This window comes from Microbacterium lacus (genome assembly GCF_039531105.1).
GTDB lineage: Bacteria > Actinomycetota > Actinomycetes > Actinomycetales > Microbacteriaceae > Microbacterium > Microbacterium lacus.
Genome location: NZ_BAAAPK010000001.1, coordinates 2204694 through 2226448, shown reverse-complemented (window position 1 = coordinate 2226448; position 21755 = coordinate 2204694). Strand labels below are relative to the sequence as shown.

At 70.0% G+C, this 21755-nt stretch carries 18 protein-coding genes and 1 tRNA gene; 8 read left to right on the top strand and 11 right to left on the bottom strand.

Annotated elements, in window-relative coordinates; genetic code table 11:
- Nucleotides 1-473: 473 nt before the first annotated feature.
- A complete protein-coding gene (locus ABD197_RS10630; protein ID WP_344054316.1) occupies nucleotides 474-1862 on the bottom strand; it encodes a zinc-dependent metalloprotease in 1389 nt (462 codons plus the stop codon).
- 127 nt (nucleotides 1863-1989) lie between these two features.
- On the opposite strand from ABD197_RS10630, the gene ABD197_RS10625 reads away from it, so the two are divergent.
- Both ABD197_RS10625 and ABD197_RS10620 read left to right on the top strand, forming a co-directional pair.
- Nucleotides 1990-3126, top strand: coding sequence for a YlbL family protein (locus ABD197_RS10625; RefSeq protein WP_344054315.1), 1137 nt, complete (start codon nucleotides 1990-1992; stop codon nucleotides 3124-3126).
- Nucleotides 3127-3213: 87 nt separating this feature from the next.
- The gene (locus ABD197_RS10620) at nucleotides 3214-6120 is read left to right on the top strand and encodes a UPF0182 family membrane protein (RefSeq protein WP_344054313.1); all 2907 of its coding nucleotides are present in this window, start codon (nucleotides 3214-3216) and stop codon (nucleotides 6118-6120) included.
- Between the two features lie 63 nt (nucleotides 6121-6183).
- Here the strand turns inward: ABD197_RS10620 and ABD197_RS10615 are convergent, their stop codons facing one another.
- From ABD197_RS10615 to ABD197_RS10580, 8 genes are all read right to left on the bottom strand, one after another.
- Nucleotides 6184-7080 carry a prenyltransferase gene (locus ABD197_RS10615; protein WP_344054311.1) on the bottom strand — a complete coding sequence of 299 codons (897 nt, stop codon included), beginning with the start codon at nucleotides 7078-7080 and terminating at the stop codon, nucleotides 6184-6186.
- Nucleotides 7077-7394 (bottom strand): lycopene cyclase domain-containing protein, encoded by a 318-nt coding sequence (locus ABD197_RS10610; RefSeq protein WP_344054308.1) that lies wholly within the window; start codon nucleotides 7392-7394, stop codon nucleotides 7077-7079. Before ABD197_RS10610 ends, ABD197_RS10615 begins: the two co-directional genes overlap by 4 nt.
- Complete coding sequence (locus tag ABD197_RS10605; RefSeq protein ID WP_344054306.1) at nucleotides 7391-7756, bottom strand: lycopene cyclase domain-containing protein; 366 nt, start codon at nucleotides 7754-7756, stop codon at nucleotides 7391-7393. The genes ABD197_RS10610 and ABD197_RS10605 overlap by 4 nt, the downstream gene beginning before the upstream one ends.
- A 1-nt stretch (nucleotide 7757) precedes the next feature.
- Nucleotides 7758-9323 carry a phytoene desaturase family protein gene (gene crtI / locus ABD197_RS10600; RefSeq protein ID WP_344054304.1) on the bottom strand — a complete coding sequence of 522 codons (1566 nt, stop codon included), beginning with the start codon at nucleotides 9321-9323 and terminating at the stop codon, nucleotides 7758-7760.
- A 32-nt stretch (nucleotides 9324-9355) separates the two neighbouring features.
- Entirely contained in the window at nucleotides 9356-10240 is an 885-nt protein-coding gene (locus ABD197_RS10595) for a phytoene/squalene synthase family protein (RefSeq protein WP_344054302.1), read from the bottom strand.
- A complete protein-coding gene (locus ABD197_RS10590; protein ID WP_344054300.1) occupies nucleotides 10237-11292 on the bottom strand; it encodes a polyprenyl synthetase family protein in 1056 nt (351 codons plus the stop codon). The genes ABD197_RS10595 and ABD197_RS10590 overlap by 4 nt, the downstream gene beginning before the upstream one ends.
- Nucleotides 11289-11849, bottom strand: a complete 561-nt coding sequence (gene idi, locus ABD197_RS10585) for an isopentenyl-diphosphate Delta-isomerase (protein ID WP_344054298.1) — start codon at nucleotides 11847-11849, stop codon at nucleotides 11289-11291. Before idi ends, ABD197_RS10590 begins: the two co-directional genes overlap by 4 nt.
- A 238-nt stretch (nucleotides 11850-12087) precedes the next feature.
- A tRNA-Met gene (locus ABD197_RS10580) sits at nucleotides 12088-12161 on the bottom strand.
- 90 nt (nucleotides 12162-12251) lie between these two features.
- Here ABD197_RS10580 and ABD197_RS10575 point away from each other — a divergent pair.
- Both ABD197_RS10575 and ABD197_RS10570 read left to right on the top strand, forming a co-directional pair.
- Nucleotides 12252-12767 (top strand): DUF6328 family protein, encoded by a 516-nt coding sequence (locus ABD197_RS10575; protein WP_344054296.1) that lies wholly within the window; start codon nucleotides 12252-12254, stop codon nucleotides 12765-12767.
- Nucleotides 12764-13585 carry a carbon-nitrogen hydrolase family protein gene (locus tag ABD197_RS10570; protein ID WP_344054294.1) on the top strand — a complete coding sequence of 274 codons (822 nt, stop codon included), beginning with the start codon at nucleotides 12764-12766 and terminating at the stop codon, nucleotides 13583-13585. Before ABD197_RS10575 ends, ABD197_RS10570 begins: the two co-directional genes overlap by 4 nt.
- Before the next feature lie 6 nt (nucleotides 13586-13591).
- On the opposite strand, the gene ABD197_RS10565 is transcribed toward ABD197_RS10570, so the two are convergent.
- Nucleotides 13592-14794 carry an aminotransferase class I/II-fold pyridoxal phosphate-dependent enzyme gene (locus tag ABD197_RS10565; RefSeq protein ID WP_344054292.1) on the bottom strand — a complete coding sequence of 401 codons (1203 nt, stop codon included), beginning with the start codon at nucleotides 14792-14794 and terminating at the stop codon, nucleotides 13592-13594.
- A gap of 98 nt (nucleotides 14795-14892) precedes the next feature.
- Here ABD197_RS10565 and ABD197_RS10560 point away from each other — a divergent pair, with 98 nt between their 5' ends.
- From ABD197_RS10560 to ABD197_RS10550, 3 genes are read left to right on the top strand one after another with little or no spacing between them, the layout of a single operon-like run.
- On the top strand, nucleotides 14893-16530 hold the full coding sequence (locus ABD197_RS10560; RefSeq protein ID WP_344054290.1) for a S1C family serine protease: 1638 nt from the start codon (nucleotides 14893-14895) through the stop codon (nucleotides 16528-16530).
- Between the two features lie 49 nt (nucleotides 16531-16579).
- Nucleotides 16580-17848 (top strand): CDP-glycerol glycerophosphotransferase family protein, encoded by a 1269-nt coding sequence (locus tag ABD197_RS10555; RefSeq protein ID WP_344054288.1) that lies wholly within the window; start codon nucleotides 16580-16582, stop codon nucleotides 17846-17848.
- Complete coding sequence (locus ABD197_RS10550; protein ID WP_344054286.1) at nucleotides 17845-19296, top strand: CDP-glycerol glycerophosphotransferase family protein; 1452 nt, start codon at nucleotides 17845-17847, stop codon at nucleotides 19294-19296. The genes ABD197_RS10555 and ABD197_RS10550 overlap by 4 nt, the downstream gene beginning before the upstream one ends.
- Before the next feature lies 1 nt (nucleotide 19297).
- Here ABD197_RS10550 and ABD197_RS10545 read toward each other — a convergent pair whose 3' ends face one another.
- A complete protein-coding gene (locus ABD197_RS10545) occupies nucleotides 19298-20401 on the bottom strand; it encodes a glycosyltransferase (protein WP_344054284.1) in 1104 nt (367 codons plus the stop codon).
- Between the two features lie 67 nt (nucleotides 20402-20468).
- Between ABD197_RS10545 and ABD197_RS10540 the strand changes: the two genes are divergently transcribed.
- On the top strand, nucleotides 20469-21752 hold the full coding sequence (locus ABD197_RS10540; RefSeq protein ID WP_344054282.1) for a CDP-glycerol glycerophosphotransferase family protein: 1284 nt from the start codon (nucleotides 20469-20471) through the stop codon (nucleotides 21750-21752).
- Nucleotides 21753-21755: the final 3 nt, after the last annotated feature.

Sequence of the window (21755 nt, the reverse complement as noted above, 5' to 3'; positions counted from 1 at the left end):
ATCCGGTGCGCCGAACCATTCGCTGCGGGAGCACTCGGCGCCGGTCTGCGCGAAGGCGTCGAGCAGCGTCTCCGTGTGCGTGATCGCGAGCCCGGACGGGATCTGCACCCGCAGCTGCGGCGACGCGGCCGCGGGGACCCACAGAGCCGCGGCGATGCGCCGGAGGAACGGCGCGGCGGCGCGCTCCGGCGCACCGAGCGCGATCGCCACCGGATCCAGTGCGCCGTCCGGGATGCCGCGCTCGAGCTCCGCGATCAGACGCTGCTGCCAGCGTGTGGGCTCCTCGATCACCGCGACGGCGTCCGCACCGAACTGCAGTGTGGATGCGGAGCGCCACAGCGGCGGGTGAGCCGGGTCCAGTCGGAGCAGCATGGGCCGATTCTGCAAGACCGCACCCGCGCGCGGCGCGTTCTCCACAGGCCACTGCGCGGGATGCTCCCGTAGCGAGGTTGGGGAGAAGTCGATGCGGTCGGTCAGACCGGGCGCGGATCCTCCGGCTCGGCATCTGCGGGGGGCTGCCCAGGGTCCTCGCCGGCGAGCAGGCGCTCGAGGGCGTCGTCCATCTCGTCGCGCACCGGCTCCTCGCCACGGGAGCGGGCCTGTAGGCGCGCCACGAGCGCTCCCGGATCGTCGATGTCCTCCGCGGCGGGCATGAGATCGGGGTAATCCCAGAGCGCATCCCGGCCGCTCGCGCCCACGGCATCCGTCACCGCGCGCCACATGGCCGCCGCCTCGCGCATCCGCCGCGGCCGCAGCTCCAGTCCCACGAGCGAGCCGAGCGCCTGCTCGGCGGGTCCTCCCACCGCGCGCCGGCGCCGGACGGCCTCGGCGATCCGCGCCGCCGACGGCAGCCGCGAGGTCGCGTCCTCCGTGACCACGTCCACCCAGCCTTCGATCGTCGCGAGCAGGTTCTCGAGTCGCGTCAGCGCCGCGTTCTGCGCATCGGACCGCGTCGGCAGCAGCGCGCCGCTCTCGAGGGCGCGGCGCAGCTCGTCGGGCTCGGAGGGGTCGAAGCGGGTCGCGAGCTCTTCGAGTGCATCGGTGTCGACGTGGATGCCGCGCGCGAAGTCCGTGATCTGCGACAGGACGTGCAGCCGCAGCCAGCGGGCGTGGCGGAACAGTCGTGCGTGTGCGAGCTCGCGGGTCGCGATGTACAGCGCGAGCTGGTCCTGCGGGATCTCGAGGTCGCGGCCGAAGTCGGCGAAGTTCTGGGGGAGGATCGCGGCTTCGCCCGCCGGCAGCAGGGGGATGCCGACGTCGCCGCCGCTGACGACTTCTTTGGACAGGTTGCCCACCACGTGGCCGAGCTGCGACGCGAACAGCGAGCCGCCGACGGTCCGCATCAACCGGCCCGCGCCCTGGACGAGCGCCTGCATCTCCTCGGGTGCCTGCTCCTGGAGTGCCGCAGTGAGGGCGTCCGAGATGCTGGTCGCGACGGGCTCCGCGAGCTCCTGCCAGACGGGCAGCGTCGCCTCCACCCACGCGCCACGCGTGAGCGTGCGCGGTGGTGACGACAGATCGGAGATCGTCGTCGCCTCGCTCAGCCACAGCGTCGCGAGCGCGAACGCCTGGTCGAGGTCGGTGCGCTCTCCGGCGGAGATGCCGAGGCCGTCCTGGTTGGCGATGTGCAGAGCCTGCCGGGCGGCCATGTCCCACGAGATGCCGCTGCCCGATTCGTCACCGGCGGCGAACGCCCCCTGGAGGTGCTGCATGACGGTCTGCATCATCGCCGGGTCGATGCCCATGCCGGACAGTCTCGCCAGCTGCTCGGGATCGATCTCGGCTCCGGACCCGCCGAACAGCTGCCGGATGAGCTCCTGGAACTGGTCCTGCGGGCTCTGCTCGTCGTCGGATTCTGCCACTTCAGCCGCCTTTCAGCCGGGTCATGACCTCGCGCTCTACGCTAGTCGCACGGATCATCGCACTTCCGGGCCGGGGACCCTCCCGCTGTACGCCGGTCGCGAACGACCACGTACAGAAAGGTCTCTCGTGACGCTGTTCGATGAGAACGTGACGATCACGCCCGCCCCGCGGCGTCGCATGTCGCGCGGCATGCGCGCCGGCGTCTGGTCCCTCACCGTGGCGCTCGCGGTGCTGCTCGTGATCACCTTCCTGCCCACGTCTTACGTCATCCAGCGCCCGGGGCCCGTGTACAACACCCTCGGCACGACCGAGTCGACACAGGGCACGCAGGTGCCGCTCATCTCCGTCGAGGGTGCCGAGACGTTCCCGACGGAGGGAGCGCTGGACCTGCTCACGGTGCAGGTGGTCGGCAGCCGCGAGCGCACGCCCTCGTGGTTCGAGCTCGCGACCGCATGGTTCGACCCGAGCAAGGCGGTCCTTCCGATCGACACCGTCTTCCCCGACGGCGAGAGCACCCAGCAGCGCAACGAGCAGAGCGCCGCGATGATGGTGGACTCGCAGAAGGAGGCGACCGCCGCCGCCCTGACCGAGCTCGGCTACGACGTGGGGGCGCAGCTGGAGGTCTATTCACTCACCGAGGACTCGGCATCCGCGGGCGTGCTCGAGGAGGGGGATGTGATCCTGGCGGCGAACGGCACGACGGTGACCGATGCCGCGACGCTGCGCGAGATCGTGGCGGACGGCGACGGCGCCCCCGTCGACCTGGCGATCCAGCGCGACGGCGGTGCGCGGACCGTGTCGGTCACTCCGCGCTCCACCGAGATCGACGGCGAGCAGGTGTGGCTGCTCGGGATCCAGCTCACGAACGACTACGAGTTCCCGATCGACGTCACGATCCAGCTGAACAACGTCGGCGGACCGAGCGCCGGGATGATGTTCGCGCTCGGGATCATCGACACCCTGACTCCGGGCCAGCTCAACGGCGGCGAGAACGTCGCCGGCACCGGGACGATCGACGCCGCGGGCGACGTCGGACCGATCGGCGGGATCCGTCAGAAGATGTGGGGCGCGGTGGGCGCGGGCGCGGACTGGTTCCTCGCTCCGGCCGACAACTGCGACGAGGTCGTCGGCTACGTGCCGGACGGGCTCCGCGTCTTCTCGGTCGCCACTCTGGACGACGCGTTGGACGTGCTCGAGGTCGTCGCCGACCCCGAGCGCGACGCGGCGGATCTCGCGGCTCTGCCGGCCTGCACCGCCGGCTGAGCGGAGGATTCGCCCACAGCGCAACTCTCGGCGCCGGTAGGTCGATCCCACGGCGTACGCCCAGAACCGCCCGCCTAGGATTGAGGGGTGACCACGACCTCAGCGCCGACACCGGCCACGCCTTCCCGCTCCCGACGCGTCATCGCGATTTCGCTGGCGATCATCGCCGCGCTCGTCGTGGCGTTCTTCATCTTCGCCAACCTTTACGCCGACTGGCAGTGGTATGCACAGCTGGGCTTCCAGTCCGTGCTGCTGACGCAATGGACCGCGCGGGTCGTGATGTTCGTGGTCGGCTTCCTCGGGATGGCGGTGCCGGTCTGGCTCGCGATCCAGCTCGCCTACCGCCTGCGACCCGTGTACGCGCGCCTCAGCTCGCAGCTGGACCGCTACCAGGAGGTCGTCGAGCCGCTTCGCCGTCTCGCGATGTGGGGCATCCCGGTCTTCTTCGGCTTCTTCTCGGGCTTCGCCGCGTCCGCGCAGTGGGAGACCACGTGGCTGTGGTTCAACGGTGTCGCCACGCGCGTGACCGACCCGCAGTTCCAGCTGGACACCGGTTTCTACCTGTTCGCGATGCCCTTCTACAGTGCGCTGCTCGGGTTCGTCTCGGCCGTCCTGCTCGTGAGTCTTCTGGTGACCGCGCTCGTGTCGTACCTGTACGGTTCGGTGCGGATCGGCCAGCGCGAGCTGCGCATCTCCAAGGCGGCGCGCATCCAGCTCGCCGTGATCGCCGGGCTGTACCTGCTCGTTCAGGGCGCGAGCCTGTGGCTGGACCGGTACAAGACCCTCGTCGAGCCGGGCGACCGCATCACCGGGCCCGGGTACACCGGGGTGAACGCGATCATCCCGGGGCTCACGATCCTCTCCGTCGTGGCCGTGATCGTCGCGATCCTCTTCTTCGTGACAGCCGTGATCGGCCGCTGGCGCTACCCGCTCATCGCGACCGCGCTCCTGGTGGTCTCCGCGATCGTGGTGGGCGTGGGCTATCCCTGGGTCGTGAACACCTTCCAGGTTCGACCGAACCAGTTCGCCCTCGAGGGAGAGTTCTACCAGCGCGGCATCGACATGACCCAGCAGGCGTACGGGATCGCCGACCTGGAGAAGAGCGATTTCCAGGCGACGACGGATGCCGAGGCCGGCGCGCTGCGCGAAGACGCCGCCACGACCGCGCAGATCCGCATCATGGACCCCGCCGTGATCAGCCCCACCGTTCGGCAGCTCGAGCAGTTCCGCGGCTACTACCAGTTCGCGGATCCGCTGGACGTCGACCGCTACGAGATCGACGGGGTCTCCCAGGACACGGTCGTATCGGTCCGTGAGCTGAACATGGACCAGCTCGGCGCGGCCGCGTCGTGGCAGAACACCACGCTCGTCTACACGCACGGCTACGGCGTCGTCGCCGCGAAGGGCAACGACCGCACGACCGACGGCGACCCGGTGTTCCTCGAGCGCGGCATCCCGGCGGCGGGTTTCCTGTCGGATCAGGAGAACTTCGAACCGCGCGTGTACTTCGGCGAGTTCTCGCCGACCTACTCGATCGTGGGCGCGCCCGAAGGGACCGCGCCGGTCGAGCTCGACTACCCGCGCGGCACGGACGAGGGCTCGAGCGAGACCAAGACGACGTTCACGGGCGACGGCGGGCCGAGCGTGGGCAGCGTCTTCAACCGCCTGATCTACGCGCTGAAGTTCCAGTCCGAGCAGATCCTGTTCTCGGACAACGTGAACGAGGAATCGCAGATCCTCTACGACCGCGACCCGAGCCTGCGCGTGCAGAAGGCCGCCCCCTACCTGACTCTGGACGGCGACCCGTACCCGAGCGTCGTGGACGGTCGCATCGTCTGGATCATCGACGGCTACACGCTGAGCTCGAACTACCCGTACTCGACGACGGTGAGCCTGCAACAGGCGATCTCGGACTCGACGACGACGGCACAGCGCTTCGCCCTGGACAACATCAACTACATCCGCAATTCCGTGAAGGCCACGGTCGACGCGTACGACGGCAAGGTGACGCTGTACGCGTGGGACGACGAGGACCCGATTCTGCAGGCGTGGCAGAACGTGTACCCGTCGACGGTGAAGCCGATCAGCGAGATGTCCGGCGACCTGATGAGCCACGTCCGCTACCCGACCGACCTGTTCAAGGTGCAGCGCTACGCGCTGGGCGTCTACCACGTCGATGACGCGCAGTCCTTCTACCAGCGCGACAACGCGTGGCAGACGCCGAACGACCCGCAGCAGGACACCGTCCTGCAGCCGCCGTACTACCTCACGATGCAAATGCCCGGACAGGACGAGCCGACGTACTCGATGTTCACGAGCTTCATCCCGGCATCCGAGGGGACGGCATCCCGCAACGTGTTGATGGGGTATCTCGCCGTCGATTCGAATGCGGGCAGCGAGGCGGGCGTGAAGGGTGAGGACTACGGCAAGCTCCGCATGCTCGTGGTGGATGCCGACACCACGATCCCCGGCCCCGGTCAGGTGCAGAACACCTTCAATTCGGACCCGTTGATCTCGTCGCAGATCAACCTGCTGAAGCAGGGTCAGTCCGAAGTGATCAACGGGAACCTGCTGACTCTTCCCGTCGGCGGCGGACTGCTCTACGTCCAGCCGGTCTTCGTGCAGGCCTCCAGCGGGACGCAGCTTCCGCAGCTGCAGAAGGTGCTCGTGGCCTTCGGCAACGAGGTCGCCTTCGAGGACACGCTGAACGAGGCGCTGGACGCGCTGTTCGGCGGTGACTCGGGAGCGGATGCCGGCGACACCGACGTGCCCGCCACGCCGTCGCCGACCGAGACGCCGACTCCGGGTGAGACGACGGATCCGCAGCCCACGACGCCGCCGACCGATGACTACCAGGCAGCGCTGGAGGAGGCTCGACAGGCGATCCTGGACCGACAGGCGGCGCTGCAGGCCGGTGACCTGACCGCGTTCGCGGAGGCGGACAAGCGCCTGACCGCGGCGGTCGAGGCGCTCCTCGCCCTCGGCGAGCAGTAACGGCCGCATGAGACGAAGGCCCCGCACCGATCGGTGCGGGGCCTTCTTCGCTGTCCAGACGCCTTACGCCGTGAGCAGCGCGTACCAGATGATCAGCAGCGTCACGACGAATCCGGCGATCTGGTTGACCCAGAGGAACCGACCCCACCCCTTCGTCGCGGTCTCCGCCGTGTCGTCGGTGATCGAGCGGTAGGGCCAGACGGTCGCGATGTACAGCAACGGCACGAGCGCGGCGAGGGGTCCCGGCCACGCGGTCGTGAGCATCATGACGCCCGCGGCCGCGTAGCAGACCAGTGCGAACCACACCGTCCAGCGCGCTCCGCGGACCGTCGCGATCGACGAGATCCCCGCTTCCCTGTCCGCGACGACGTCCTGGACGGCACCGAACGCATGGGAGGCGACCCCCCAGAGCGCGAAAGCGACGATCACCGCCGCAAGCTGCCACGTCCAGGCGACACCGGCGAGCACCAGCCCGTACACGGCGGGGGAGAAGAAGTGGATGCTGGAGGTCACCGAGTCCGCGAACGGGACCTCCTTCAGCCGCAGTGGAGGGGCACTGTAGAAGACGACGAAGAACAGGCTCGCCGCCAGCACGATCCAGGAGGCCGGCGAGCCGACGATCAGCAGGTACACCACGAACGGCAGGCACGACACGGTCGCCGCCCACAGCGTGATGCGATGCATCCTCCGGTCCAGGACCGCCCCGTGGGCACCGCCCTTGCGCGGATTGCGCAGGTCGGTCTCGTAGTCGAAGACGTCGTTGATCCCGTACATCGCGAGGTTGTAGGGGATGAGGAAGAAGATCGCACCGATGATCAGGGTGGCGTCGATCTGACGCGTCGCCAGAAGGTACGCGGCGGCGAACGGATACGCCGTGTTGACCCAGCTCACCGGACGCGAGGCCACGAACAGCTGACCGATGATCGTGCTCACCCGCAGGGGGGTGCGCGACTGGCTCATGCGTGTCTCTCCTCGGGGGTCTTCCGTGTGAGCAGCGTGTATACGGCCGGAACCAGGAACGCCGCGCACAGCGGATACGAGAAGTCTTCCAAAGGTGCCAAGCCGATGCGCAATCCGCTCAGATGCTCCTCCGGATACACGACGAGCCCGGCCGCGATCATGGCGTTGTCGAACACGGCGGTGAGCACGAGGAGCACGGCCGCCGAGATCGCCGATGCCGCCATGCGACGGCCGAACGCCGGCCGGCGGAGCGTGGCGAGGGTGACGATCACCGTCACGACGACGAACGGGATGACGATCAGGGAATAGGTCACGACGACTCACCACCCTGCGACGGAGGCGCGTCGGTGCCGGGCTGCGTCGCCCGGCGCGCGAGCACGCGCATTCCCGCCGCCCACGCGACCAGCCCGAGGTAGCACAGGAAGGTGAGGAAGAAGAGCTCCTCGAGGGGCAGCTCCGGGGCGATGTCGATCCCGGTGAAGTAGGGGCTGTCGCCCTTGAGGAACACGCCGGTGACGATACCGACGGCATCCCAGGCGAGGAAGAAGGCGACGCCGACGCCGACGGCGGCGAGTGTCCGGCCGGGGGAGGCCCACAGCGCGAGCCGGAAGCGTGCGTCGAGTGTCGCGATGCCGGCGGCGGAGATCAGGATCGCGAGCAGGTACAGTCCGGGCACGTCAGACCCGGGCAGGCTCGGCGAGGGGACCGGGGGAGCGATCGCCGCGAAGGCGCTTCAGCACGAGTTCGGCTGAGATCAGGCACATCGGCAGGCCGATGCCGGGCAGCGCGGACGTGCCCGCGTAGGAGAGGTTGCGGACCTTCCTGGACGCATTGCGCGGGCGGAAGACCGCGCTCTGTCCGAGCGTGTGCGCGAGCCCGAGCGAGTTGCCGCGCCATGAGTGCAGATCGGTCTCGAAATCCCCGGGGGCGATCGTCCGACGCACGGTGATGCGCTCGGCCAGATCCGGGATGCCGCACCACTGGGAGATCTGCTGGATGACGTGATCTGCCGCGGTCTCCACGGCCGGGTCGCCGTCACCGTCGACGCCGCCGTGCCCGATACCGGGATCGGCGGGGACCGGCACGAGGACGAAGAGGTTCTCGCTGCCCGCGGGAGCGACGTCGTCGTCCGTCGCGCTCGGACGGCAGATGTACAGCGACGCGGGATCGGAGATCCGGGTCGGGGCGTCGAAGATGTCCTCGAAGTTCTCGCGCCACTTGCTTGCGAACAGCAGGGTGTGATGTGCGAGCTGGGGGAGCTCACCCTCCACTCCCAGCAGCAGCAGCAGCGCGCCCGGACTGGGGACCCGCTTGTCCCACCACTTCTGTGGATAGGTCTGCAGCTCCGGCGGCAGCAGCGTCGTCTCGGTGTGGTGCAGGTCGGCCGTGGAGACGACGAGGTCGGCGGGGATGCGGGTGCCGTCCGAGAGGCGGACGCCCGTGGCGACGGCATCCGTCGTCGTGATCTCCATCACCTCGGCGCCGGTGCGAATGGTCGCCCCGTGTGCGCGCGCGAGCCGCTCCACCGCGCGGATGACCTCGACGAACCCCCCGCGCGGGTACAGCACGCCGTCGTCGAGATCGAGGTGGCTCATCAGGTGGTAAAGGCTCGGGACGCCGTACGGTGAGCCGCCGAGGAACACGGCGGGATACTCGAGGATCTGCCGCAGTCGCTGGTCGGTGAAGCGCTTGTCGACATATCCCGCGAGCGTTTTGGTCAGCAGCGGCGCGAGTTGCCCGGCTCGCTTGAGCAGTTGCGGATCGCGCAGCCCCGCCGTGGTCTCGTACGTGTCGTACAGGAAGCGCGAGACGGACAGCTCGTACGCGTCCGCGGCGGAGTCGAGATAGGCGTCCAGCTTCGCACCCGCGCCGGGCTCGATGCTCTCGAAGAGGGCCGTCGCCTCGGCGCGCCCCGTCCGCACGTCTATCGGCGCGTCCGCGCTCATCGACGGATCGGTGTACACGCGATAGGCGGGGTCCAAGCGAACGAGGTCGAGCTCGTCCGCGGCGCTCGTGCCCAGCATCCGGAAGAAGTGGTCGAAGACCTCCGGCATCAGGTACCAGCTCGGACCGGTGTCGAAGCGGAAGCCCTCGTGCTCCCAGGATCCCGCTCGTCCGCCGAGTTGGTCGCGGGCTTCGAGGACGGTGACCGTCCACCCCTCGGCGCTCAGGAGGGCGGCTGTGGCCAGTCCCGCGATGCCGCCGCCGATCACGACAGCGGTGCCCTTGTCCTGCTCTGCCATTTCTCGGTCCTCTGCGGTCGGTGGGTGCGTGGTCATGTGCGGACGCCCGCGCCGCTCGGCCGGCGCGGCGGGAAGCCCAGAAGTGCGCGCGCGGCCAGGGTCGCCTTGACCGGATCGGGCACGCGCACGCGCTGCGTCGGGTTCTCGTCGCGCCGCAGGCGCTCGGAGAGTGCCGCGAACAGGTCGTGCGCCGCCGTCACGGCGCGGCGGCAGTCGGCGGGCAGCTGAGGCACGACGGCCGCGGCGGCCGCGAGATCGGCATCGATGCGGTCGAGGACCTCGATCCGGCGCCGGCCCCCCTCGGCGAGCCCGAGGTAGTCGCGTCCGAGTGCGTCTTCGTCGTGGTGCTGGTCGCGGAGGAAATTCACATCCTGGAACGCGGAACCGAGGCGCCGCGCGCCGTCGACGAGTTCCGCGGAAGCCGGGATCGGACGCGGCGCGCCGGCGTTCACGAACACCTGCAGACACATGAGCCCCACCACCTCGGCGGACCCGTACACGTAGTCGTCGTGCGAGGCGGAATCGTGGTGTGCGGTCTGCAGGTCCGTGCGCATCGAAGCGAAGAAGGGGCCGGTGAGGTCGGCGCCGATGCCGCACTCCCGCGCGGTGCGCGCGAACGCGTGGACGATGAGATTGGAACTGAAACCGCGCTCGATCGCCGCGAGCGTCTCCTCTTCCAGCGCGTCCAGCACGGCGCGCTCCGCGGCGGCGTCCAATCCCGCCTCCGCGGCGGGACCGTCCACGATCTCATCCGCGACGCGGACCAGCGCGTAGATGTTGCGCACGTGCGGGCGCGGACGCGGTCCCAGAAGGCGCGTCGCCAGGCCGAACGAGGTCGAGTACGCCGCAATCACCGCGGCGGCGGCATCCTGTGCTGTCCTGTCGTACAGGGCGAGCCCCGTCGGCTCGTGACTCACGGAATGCGCTCCTCGATGCGGTCGGCCAGCCCCTGGATCAAGGGGCGGGCGCAGGTGGGGAAGGAGGGATCCTCCACGGCGCTGCGCACACTCCCGAGCGTATCGTCGATCAGGGAACGCAGGCTCGCCCGGGCGCCGCTCTCTTCGAGCGCCCGCTGCGCCTCACGCACCGCGATCGGCCCGGTGTGGGCGATGGCGAGCGCATCGTTCACACGCGACCACGTGGTGGACTCCCGGGCCAGGGCGATCAGCGGCGTGCGCTTGGATTCGCGGAGGTCGCCGCCTTCGTCGCGCCCCGCCTGTGCGGCCGAGCCGAACGCGCCGATCAGGTCGTCGACGAGCTGGAAGGCCAGCCCCAGTCGTCCGCCTTCGGCATCCAACGCCGCGATCGCGTCAGGCGTCGCGCCGGCCAGCAGAGCACCCGCGCACAGCGGCGCGCTGAACGAGTACACCGCCGTCTTGTTGAAGGTGGCGTCGAAGATCGCCTCCGCCTCGGCGTAGTCGGGCGTCACGGCGTTCTCGACGTCGGCGAGCTCGCCGGCGGCGGAGACGTAGATCGCGTCATCGAGGAGGCCGAACAGGCCGGCGCGTACCGGCGCCGGGACGTCCGCGAGCGCGATCAGGCGCGACGCCTCGTGCAGCAGCAGGTCGCCCGCGAGGATCGCCGCAGCATCGCCGAGAACCACGGAGCCCTGCTCATCGGCGCCGCGGCGGCGGGCACGGTCTCGGAACTCACCACCCACATTCGGGATGCCGCGCCGCACGGTGTCGTGATCGATCACGTCATCGTGCACGACGAACGCCGTATGCAGCAGCTCGAACGCTGCGGCGACCGCGTACACCGCGTCGGTGTCGTCCTCTGATCCGCCGAACGCCGAGAACGACGCCGCGACGAGGGCGGGACGCAGTCGCTTGCCTCCGGAGGTCGCGCGGGTGACAGCATCGCCCAGATCGCTGAATCCGCCGCCCAGCTCGTTCGCGCGCCCGCGGATCCGCCGCAACGACCCATCGATCGCGTCGTCGATGGCCGTGCGGGTGGAGGGAGGGATCATGACGCCTGTCGTCGCTGGAGCGCCGGCCTGCCGGAGTCGAACAGGTGCAGCTGCTCGGCCTGCAGCACGAGCCAGGGGCTGAACGCCCACGGGGTGGCGGCGAGGGAGGTGCCCAGATCGACGGGGTCGACCCACATCGCATCGACGACTTCCAGCGGGTTCAGGACGGGCTCGTCCGTCGTGCGCGCGGTGTAGACCGGGCAGACCTCGTACTCGACGATGCCGGACGTGTCCACCGCGCGATACCGGAACAGCGGCAGGGCGAGCTCGATGTCGGTGAGGGTGATGCCGAGCTCGAACTCCGCGCGACGGTGGACGGCGCTGAGCACCGGCTCGGCGGGACGCGGGTGCCCGCAGAAGGAGTTGCTCCACACGCCCGGCCACGTCGTCTTGCTGAGCGCCCGACGTGTCACGAGGACCTTGCCGTCCTCGTTGAGGACGTGGCACGAGAAGGCCAGGTGCAGTGCGGTGTCCGTGCCGTGGACGCTCGACTTGGGCGCGGTGCCGATCGCCCGTCCTTCGTCGTCAAGGAGGACGACCTCGTCGGTGTCGCTCATCGATCCTCCTCAGATCGCTAGATTAGCTAGCAACATTGCCTTCCGCCGATGATACAAGGGCGTCGCGGGGAGTGTCCACACGACCCCCGGCGAGGACCGCTCGCCGCCTCCGGCGGTGTTCGCACGCCCTCGTGCGTACCATCACGTCCCTCCACGATGCCACGGATCGGCGTTCTCCGCGCCGCGCTGCAGACGACGAAGAAGGCGCCCCCCGGAGGGGACGCCTTCTTCGTTTTCGTTGCGGGGACAGGATTTGAACCTGCGACCTCTGGGTTATGAGCCCAGCGAGCTACCGAGCTGCTCCACCCCGCGGCACAAGAGGAAAGCCTAGCACGGATCCGGGGAGTCGTCACATCGCGGCGCCGGTTGCCGGGGGCACCGGCGACCGGTCAGGATGAACACATGCCTGCCGAGCGCGACACCGATCGTCACGACGACCTCGTGGACGGCCGGGACGAGTCTCCTGCGGAGCGCGCCGATCGCAACTGGAGCGAAGTCCTGCAGGAGCTGCGTGTCATGCAGACGGGAACGCAGATCCTGACCGGCTTCCTGCTCGCTCTGGCCTTCCAGCCCGCGTTCGCCGAGCTGGATGCCCGCCAACGCGGGGTGTACCTCACGCTCGTCGTCCTCTCCGCGCTCAGCTCGATCATCGCGCTCGCGCCGGTCGCCCTCCATCGCATGCTCTTCCGACAGCGCGCCAAGCAGCACGTCGTCGCGTACGGGCACGCGGCCCTGGTGACCGCGCTGATCACGGTGTCGGTGCTGTTGATCGGCGTCGTCGGTTTCCTCTTCGATGTAGTCGTCGACGTCGACGCCGGTGTGCTGGCGGCCGTCATGCTCGCCCTCGTGATCGTGATCCTCTGGGTCGCGGCGCCTCTCATCCTGCGCATCAGGGCACGAACGGAGGTCCGCTCGTGAGCGATTCCGCCCCCGGGCAGCCGCTGGCGATCGCGGCGGCCCAATTCGCCCCCGTCGCCGACAAGGCCGTCAACCTCGCCGCGATCGCAGACCTGGTCCGCATCGCCGCGGCGCGTGACGCGCGGCTGGTGGTGCTCCCCGAGTACTCCAGCTATTTCGTCGACCCTTTCGACGACTCGCTGGTCCGCAACGCCGAGACACTCACCGGCCCCTTCGTCGCCGCACTCACCGAGCAGGCGGGTGCGCACGGGATCGTGATCGTCGCGGGCCTGCTGGAACAGGCGGAAGACGGACGACGAGTGCGCAACACCGTCGTCGCGGTGGATCGCAGCGGCGTCGTGGCGCGCTACCGCAAGCTGCATCTGTACGACGCCTTCGGTCAGCGCGAGTCGGACTGGGTCGAGCCCGGACGCCTGGAACCTCCGGAGACGTTCGTGGTCGACGGTGTCCGCTTCGGGCTCATGACCTGCTACGACGTGCGCTTCCCGGAGGTCGCCCGCACACTCGCCGATGCCGGCGCCGATGTGTTCGCCATCCCCGCCGAGTGGGTTCGGGGCCCGCTCAAGGAGCACCACTGGCGCACCCTGCTGCACGCGCGCGCGATCGAGAACACCGCGTACGTGATCGCCGCGGACCACCCGCCGCCACTCGGCGTCGGCAACTCGATGGTGGTCGACCCGCAAGGCGTCGAGATCGCCGCAATCGGGACGACGACGGACGTCGTCGTTGCGCACGTGGACCCCGCGTTGATCGAGCGGGTGCGGCGCGTGAACCCGGCTCTGCGCCTTCGCCGGATGTCGGTGACGCCGATCGACTGAGCGCCCTCAGTCCGTCATGCGCGCCAGACGGGATGCCGCCTCATCCAGCACCGACAGGCGCTTGCACGCCGCGAACCTCACGAGCGTCGCGTAGCGATCGCGGTTCCGCGTCGTCGCGAACGCCGTCAGAGGAATCGCCACGATGCCGGCGCGGGCCGGCAGCTCGCGGCAGAACGCCGCCGCGTCCGTGACGCCCAGGGGAGCGGCATCCGCGACGGTGAAATAGGAGCCGGACGGCCGCGACACCTCCAGGCCGGCAGATCGCAACCCCTCGCCGAGGAGCGCGCTCTTCGCCCGCATCTGCTCCGACAGCGCCTGGAAGAACTCGTCGGGCAGGCGGAGGCCGGCAGCGATCGCCGGCTGGAAAGGTCCGCCGTTCACATACGTCAAGTACTGCTTCACCGCGAGCACGGCGTCGACGAGCTCGGCGGGACCGCTGATCCAGCCGATCTTCCACCCCGTCGCGGAGAAGGTCTTGCCGCCGGAGGAGATCGTCAGCGTCCGCGCCGCCGCGCCCGGCAGAGTCGAGATCGGTTCGTGCGTCCGTCCGAACGCGAGGTGCTCGTACACCTCGTCCGTGATGATGACGGCGTCGTGTCGGTCAGCCAGTCTGACCACTTCATCGCGGAGCTCGCGGGTGAACATCGTGCCGGTCGGATTGTGCGGGTCGTTCACGAGGATCGCGCGCGTACGGTCCGTCACCGCCGCGGCGAGTTCCTGCAGATCGGGCTGGAAGTCCGGCCAGCGCAGCGGCACCGGCACGAGGCGCGCACCCGTCAGCGCGATGATCGCCGCGTAGGAGTCGTAGTACGGCTCGAAGACGACCACCTCGTCCTCCGGGCCGTCGATCAGCGCCAGGAGGGCTGCAGCGAGCGCCTCGGTGGCTCCGGCCGTCACGAGGATCTCGCGGGCAGGATCCAACCGGATGCCGTAGAAGCGCTGCTGGTGCTCGGCGATCGCCTCGAGCAGCTCGGGCACACCGCGCCCCGGCGGGTATTGGTTGCGCCCGCTCGAGATCGCCGAGCGCGCCGCCTCCAGGACTTCGGCCGGGCCGTCCTCGTCCGGAAAGCCCTGGCCGAGGTTGATCGCTCCTGTCCGCGCCGCGAGGGCCGACATCTCGGCGAAGATGGTGGGACGGGTCGCGCCGTCGGCGTCGACCAGGCCCGCCCCTGCGGCGGCACGGCGCCATGCTCCGGGAAGAACTCGCATCACGCTCACGCTACTCGCATAGACGGCCCCCATCCCCGACATAAGAAACGCACAGACAGCGACTCCAGAGTGGTCATCGTCGGCAGAAGGAGCACACCATGAGCCAGAACCCGGGCGATCGCCCCGAAGAGACCACCCCTGAGAACGAGCACCGGGCGGAGACCCCCGAGACGGCGACGCCGCTGTCGGACGCGCCGTCGGACGCGACGGAACCCCGTGCAGCGGCGGAGTCGCCCGCGCAGACCGAGCCTGCCGCCGCGGCGATCCCGCCCCAGCCGCCCGCCCCTCAGGCTCCCGCGTCATCCGTGACGCCGGCGTGGCAGGCTCCCCAGCCTCCGCGTCAGGGCGCTTATCCCGCCTACCCGCAGCAGCAGTACGGCGCGCCCCGCCCTCAGCAATACGCGGGGCAGCCCGCCGCCGCACCCGCGTATGCGTCGTCCTTCGGCGCGGGCGCGAACCAGACCCAGCCGACCATCCCGTTCGACCCGCGCGCGACGGGCGCCGTTCCGACGTCGCCCTCCGCAGAGCCGAAGAAGAAATCCGGCGCCGGAAAGGTCGTCGGGCTCATCGTCGCCGCCGCGATCGTCGGCGGCGCGGCGGGTCTCGGCGGTGCCTACGCCGGCGTGAACCTCTTCACACCCGCCGGGACGAGTCCCGCGGCGGGGCCCGCCACCGTCACGGTGAACAACACCGACTCGGTCAACCAGACCACCGCGATCGCGGGGAAGGTCCTGCCGAGCGTCGTCACGATCCAGGCAACGGGCACGAACGGTGCCGGGACGGGCTCGGGTGTCGTGCTGACCAGCGACGGGTACGTGGTCACGAACACCCACGTCGTGACGCTGGACGGGCAGACCGCCGACGCCACGATCCGGGTCACGACCTCGGACGGCCGCGTCTACGACGCCGAGGTCGTCGGCACGGACCCGACGTACGACCTCGCCGTGATCAAACTGACGGATGCCGAGGATCTCACCCCGGTGGAGTTCGCCGACTCTTCGGCCCTCAACGTCGGCGACCAGACGATCGCGATCGGCGCTCCGCTCGGGCTGTCGAACACCGTCACCACCGGCATCGTGAGCGCGCTGAACCGCTCGATCCAGATCGCGTCCTCCGCGGCGCCCGACTCGGGCACGCAGCAGGATGACCAGACTCCGGAGGGTGAGGGGCAGCAGGGTCAGAGTCCCTTCCAGTTCGACTTCGGCGACGGCAATCAGGCGTCGACGCCCACCGAGTCCATCTCGATCGCGGTGATCCAGACCGACGCGGCCATCAACCCGGGCAACTCCGGCGGTGCACTCGTCGACGAGGACGGCAAGCTCATCGGCATCAACGTCGCGATCGCGACCGCGGGAGGCTCCAGCGGGGAGTCCGGTTCCATCGGCGTCGGATTCTCGATCCCCTCGAACATCGTGCAGCGCGTGACGGACGAGATCATCGAGACCGGTGCGGCCACGCACGGCCTCCTCGGTGCGAGCGTGCGCGACGCGGCGACGGTCGAGGACTCGACCACGACGGGCGCGTACATCGCCGAGGTCGTCGACGGGGGAGCGGCTGCGGCCGCGGGCCTGCAGGTCGGCGATGTCGTCACGGCCTTCAACGGTGTCCCGGTCACCGACGCGACGGATCTGACGGCGCAGGTGCGTGCGGCGGCGGCAGGATCCGACGCCACGGTCACGATCGTCAGAGACGGCAAGACCGTGACGCTGGACGCCACGCTCGGCCAGCTCCAGTAGCCGGCGCTCGTCCGCCGATACGGACGCCACCCCGCGATAGAGTCGCGGGGTGGCGTCCTTCTCGTTCGGCGCGGGGAACGCGCAGAAGCTCGCGAGCATCCCCCTGTACGCGCTCGGTCGCCTGGTCACGGCGCTCATCCCGCGTTCGGCGGACGGCTGGGTCTTCGGCTGCGCGGTCGGCATCGCTGACGGCGCGCTCGCACTCTGGAGGGTCGCGGCCGCCGACGGTGTGCCGGCCGTCTGGCTCGTCGATTCGGACCGCGAGTCGCGGGAGGCTGCGGCGCAGGGCATCCCGCACGCGCGCAAGCGCTCGCTGCGGGGCTTCTGGCTCACCGCTCGCGCGCGGGTCGTCGTGGTCACCCACGGCTTCGGCGACGTGAACCGCTACGCGGTCTCCGGGGCGTTCATCGTGCAGCTGTGGCACGGCATCCCGCTCAAGCGCATCGGGTTGGACTCGCCGGAGACCGTCCGCAGCGGCGTCCTCCCCGGCTGGGCGCCCGTCCGGGCGCTGCTGGCATTCATGTACCGCTCCGCGACCCGGCGGATCCGCCTGCTGCCGGCGGCATCGCACGCGGTCCGCGGGCGCCTGGAGTCCGCGTTCTCGGTGCCGGATGCGCGGGTGCCGGTGACCGGCGAACCCCGCGTCGACGTGCTCTCGCAGGGTACGCCGGAGGAGCGTCGATCCCTCGCCCGCGCCGCGATCGGGGCCGCAGCCGGATCATTCGATGCCGGCGACCGGCTCGTGCTGTACGCCCCGACGTGGCGCGACGGTGCGCCGGATCCGGCCGTCCCCTCGGCGGCGGAGTGGCAGGCGATCGTGGACGTGCTGACCCGGCGTCGAGCCGTCCTCCTCGTCCGGTCGCACCCCCTCGGAGCGGGCGAGTACACACCGCCATTCGCCACCGAACGAGTGCGGCATCTCGGCAGTGACGTGCTGCCTGACGTCACGCCGGTCCTCCCGGCCCTCGACGTCCTGGTCACCGATTACTCCTCGCTCGTGTTCGATTCCGCGCTCGTCCCGGTTCCCATCGTCTTCCTCGCCCCGGATGCGGACGAGTACGCCCGCACCCGGGGCTTCTACGGCTCGTACGCCGATGTCGCCGGCGCGGACTGGGCGACCGAGTGGACGGGTGCCGCCGCCCAGCTGGATGCCGTGCTCTCGGACGACGCGGAGCGTGCCCGGAGGATCGCGGCCGCAGCGCGGACGAGCGCCCGCGTGCACGCGTTCCGGGACGGGCAGAACACCCGGAGGGTGTACCGTGCGATCCTGGCGGGGACGGGCGCGCGGCCCACCCGTCCGACGGAAGGACCTCGATGACCGACGCCCGTTTCGCCTCTGACGACGGTGTCTCGCTGATCATCTCCGGACAGGGACCGCGTCCGGCGACCGCAGAGCTCGTCGGCCCGCGGGCACGGGTGAGCGGCACCCTGACCGGCCGCGGCAAGACCTGGCGCGCCGCGCTGCCGTTGCAGGCCTCACGCTGGGGCGGTGCCGAGCTTCCGCTGCCGTCCGGCACGTACACGCTGCGCATCGTCGGAGCGGACGGCTCCGTCATCGATCCCCCGGAGGGTGTTCCGCTCACGCAGCTCGGGACGCTGCGCGCGGCGCTCACGGGGGACGCGCTCACCGTCGGCCCGCCGATCGACCCGGCCTACGACTCCGGCGAGGGGCAGGCCGCCCTCGATCGCCGCTACGCCACGCGGCCGGCCGCTTTGGAGAACGCGGTGTTCTTCGAGAGCTTCTACGGGCGCAACGCCAGCTGCAATCCGCTCGCGATCGATCGTGAACTCGCCCATCGTGCCCCGGGAGTCACCCGGTACTGGAGCGTCGTGGACCTCTCGGTGCAGGTTCCCGACGGGGCGATCCCGGTGGTGGACGGCTCACCGGAGTGGTGGCGCGCCCGCGGCTCGGCGCGTCTGCTCGTCGTGAACGACTGGTTGCGCCGCACGTTCTCCCGGCGGCCCGGGCAAGTCGTGATCCAGACGTGGCATGGGACTCCGCTCAAGCGTCTCGCGCTCCATCGCCCCGGTTTCGACCCGCGACGGATGGCGGCGGTGATCAAGGAGTCGCGGCGCTGGAACGTGCTTCTCGCCCAGAATCCCTACGCAGCCCGCATCCTCGGCAAGGCCTACGCGTTCGTGACCCGCCCGGTCTGGGTGGAGGGGTATCCGCGCAACGACATCCTGACGACCGGCGACGGCGCCGCCACACGGGAGGCGCTGGGCATCGACGCCGGCGAGCGCGTGCTCCTGTATGCGCCGACGTGGCGCGACGACCGCGCGGAGATGGTCGATTTCGTGGACCCCGCCGCGCTGGCGAAGGCGACCGACGCGGTGGTGCTCGTCCGGGGTCACTCCCGCACGCTGCAGCCCGGGCGGGATGCCGAAGGCCCGCGTGTCGTGGACGTCACCGGCTTCCCGGACACGTCTCGGCTGCTCCTGGTCGCCGATGCGCTCATCACCGACTATTCGTCGGTTATGTTCGATTTCAGCGTGACCGGAAAACCCATGTACTTCCTCGTGCCCGACATCGAGCACTACCGGGGCCAGCTGCGGGGGTTCTACTTCGACCTGACGGCGCACGCGCCGGGTCCGGTCGTCCGCACCGAGGCGGAGCTCATCGCTGCCGTCCGGGACGGGGATCCGACCGCTTTCGCCGACCGCTACACGCAGTGGCGCGCGAAGTTCAACTCCCGCGACGACGGCCATGCCGCCGAGCGGGTCGTCGGTCGCATCCTCGATCAGCGCCTGATCGAGCGGGACTGAGTCAGGGCAGAGGGGTGTTGCGGTCGCCCAGCCGCGACGTGTCGACAGTGTCGTGCGCGCCGCGGATCAGACCGCCGAGGAACCCCGCGCCCCACGACAGGTGCATCGTGGGCAGCACCGCGAGCGTCCAGAGCTTGTCGCGCCAGCCCGTGCCCCCGCCGGGACCGATCGCGACGACGACCACGAGCAGGACGTATGCGATCACCGGGAGATAGACCAGGGCGGCCATTGCCGACCACAAGCCGGTGAGGATGCCGGAGACCTGCAGCACCCCCACGACGGCCGCGAGCACGAGGACGACCACGAGTGCCGGCGGCGCGAAGAAGCGCACCGAGTTGCCGCGGCCGTAGCGTCGCACGAGCTCACCGCGCCAGCGTCCGGTCGCGGAGAACTGGCGGGCGAGCCGCGTCCAACTCTCCCGCGGCCAGTACGTCACCGCGAGCGCGGGGTCGAACCACACCCGATAGCCGGCCCGGCGGATGCGCAGATTCAGCTCCCAGTCCTCGCCGCGGCGGATGCTCTCATCGAACATGCCGACTTCCTCGAGCACGTCGCGCCGCATGACGCCGAGGTAGGCGCTCTCGGCTTCGCCCTCCTGTGTGCCCCCGTGATACGCCCCGCCGCCGAGTCCGATCGGGGAGTTGTACGCGCGGGCGACCGCGCGCTGGAAGGGGCTACGCCCGTCTGCGCGCATCACGCCGCCCACGTTCGCCGCGCGCACGCGGGAGAGGGTGGCGAGGGCGCGCGTCGCATAGCCGGGCTCGAGTTCGGAGTGGGCGTCCACGCGGACGATCGTCGGGTAGCGGGCCGCGCGGATCGCACGGTTCAGCCCGATCGGGATGTCGGCCTGCGGATTGTCCACGAGCACGACCTCATGTCCCTGATCATGGCGGCGCGCGAGCTCCCGGGCGAGTTCCGTCGTCCCGTCGGTGGACGGTCCGAGAGCGAGGATCAGCTCGACCGGCCCGTCGACCTCCTGAGCAAGCACGGTCTCGACCGCGCGCTCCAGATACGCCTTCTCGTTGAGCACCGGCATCACGAAGCTCACCCCGGCGCCGGCGCCCACCACGGGCGCATCCTTGCGCCCCGGCTGGTCGACATGCACCCGTCGATCATGCCACGCCCGCACCGGGCCCCCGGGTGCGCCCAGCACGGCTCGGTATCCTGGATCGGTGGGAATCGTCTCGGATGCGAAGAAGGCCACCGCGCTCCTGCGGAAGGCCGTCGACAGTCGGAGCGCTGTGCGCGAAGTGCGTCGAACCCTCTCGCACCTGCCCGCGCACCCCTCCCACCACTATCGCGTGGCCGTCTACTTCGCCGACGGCGCCGTGAACATGTACCAGATGCGTCAGTGGTACAAGCCCCTGGCCGAACTGGCGCGTACGTGGCCCGTCGTCGTGCTCAGCAGGTCCGCGACGGGAGCGCGCGCTCTGCTCTCCGAGGACGCACCGCCGGTCGCGTTCGTCCCCACGGTGCGCGACGTGGAGCGCTTCATCGCCGATCAGGACATCCGGGTCGTCCTGTACGTGAATCAGAACACCCGCAATTTCCAGATGTTCCGCTACGGGCGCCGGTGGCACGTCTTCATCAACCACGGCGAGTCGGACAAGATGTACATGACGACGAACCAATACAAGGCGTACGACTACGCGTTCATCGCCGGTGAAGCCGCGCGAGAGCGTCTGGAGCGCGTGCTGTGGGACTACGACCTCGATCGCCGCACGATCCAGATCGGGCGCCCGCAGGCCGACCATTACTCAGGGGCGCTCCCGTACACGCCCGACGAGCGGACGGTCGTGCTGTACGCGCCGACATGGGAGGGTGACCGCCCGTCCGCGCACTACGGGTCGATCCGCTCGCACGGTGAAGCGCTGGTCCACGCGCTCCTCGCGACCGGGCGACACCGGGTCATCTACCGGCCGCATCCGCGTTCCGGCGTCGTCGATCCCGCGTACGGCGACGCGAACCGCCGGATCATCGCCGCCCTGCACGCGGCGAACGCCGCAGATCCGGCATCCGCTCATGTGTTCGACGACGGACCGGAACTCGGCTGGCAGCTCGCCGCCGCGGATGTCGCGATCGTGGACATCTCGGCGATGGTGTACGACCGTCTGGCAGCCGACCGCCCGCTCATCATCACGCGTCCGGCCGACCCCGAGGCGCTGATCGACACGAACGGCTACCTCTCGGCGTGCGAGTGGCTCGACAGCGCGGATGCCGGCCGCATCGTCGCCGAGACCGACCGGGTGCTCGGCGATGACGCCGCGGTGGCACGCCTCGAGCAGTGGGTGCGGCACTATTTCGGCGACACGACGCCCGGCGCGGCGACCGCCCGGTTCCACGCCGCGGTCGGCAGGCTGATGGACGAATGGGACCACTGGCACGCGCGGACGCTCGCGCGTGAGGACGAGGGCGACGACGAGCTCGACAATGACGAAGCGGAGCTCGACGACTGAGAC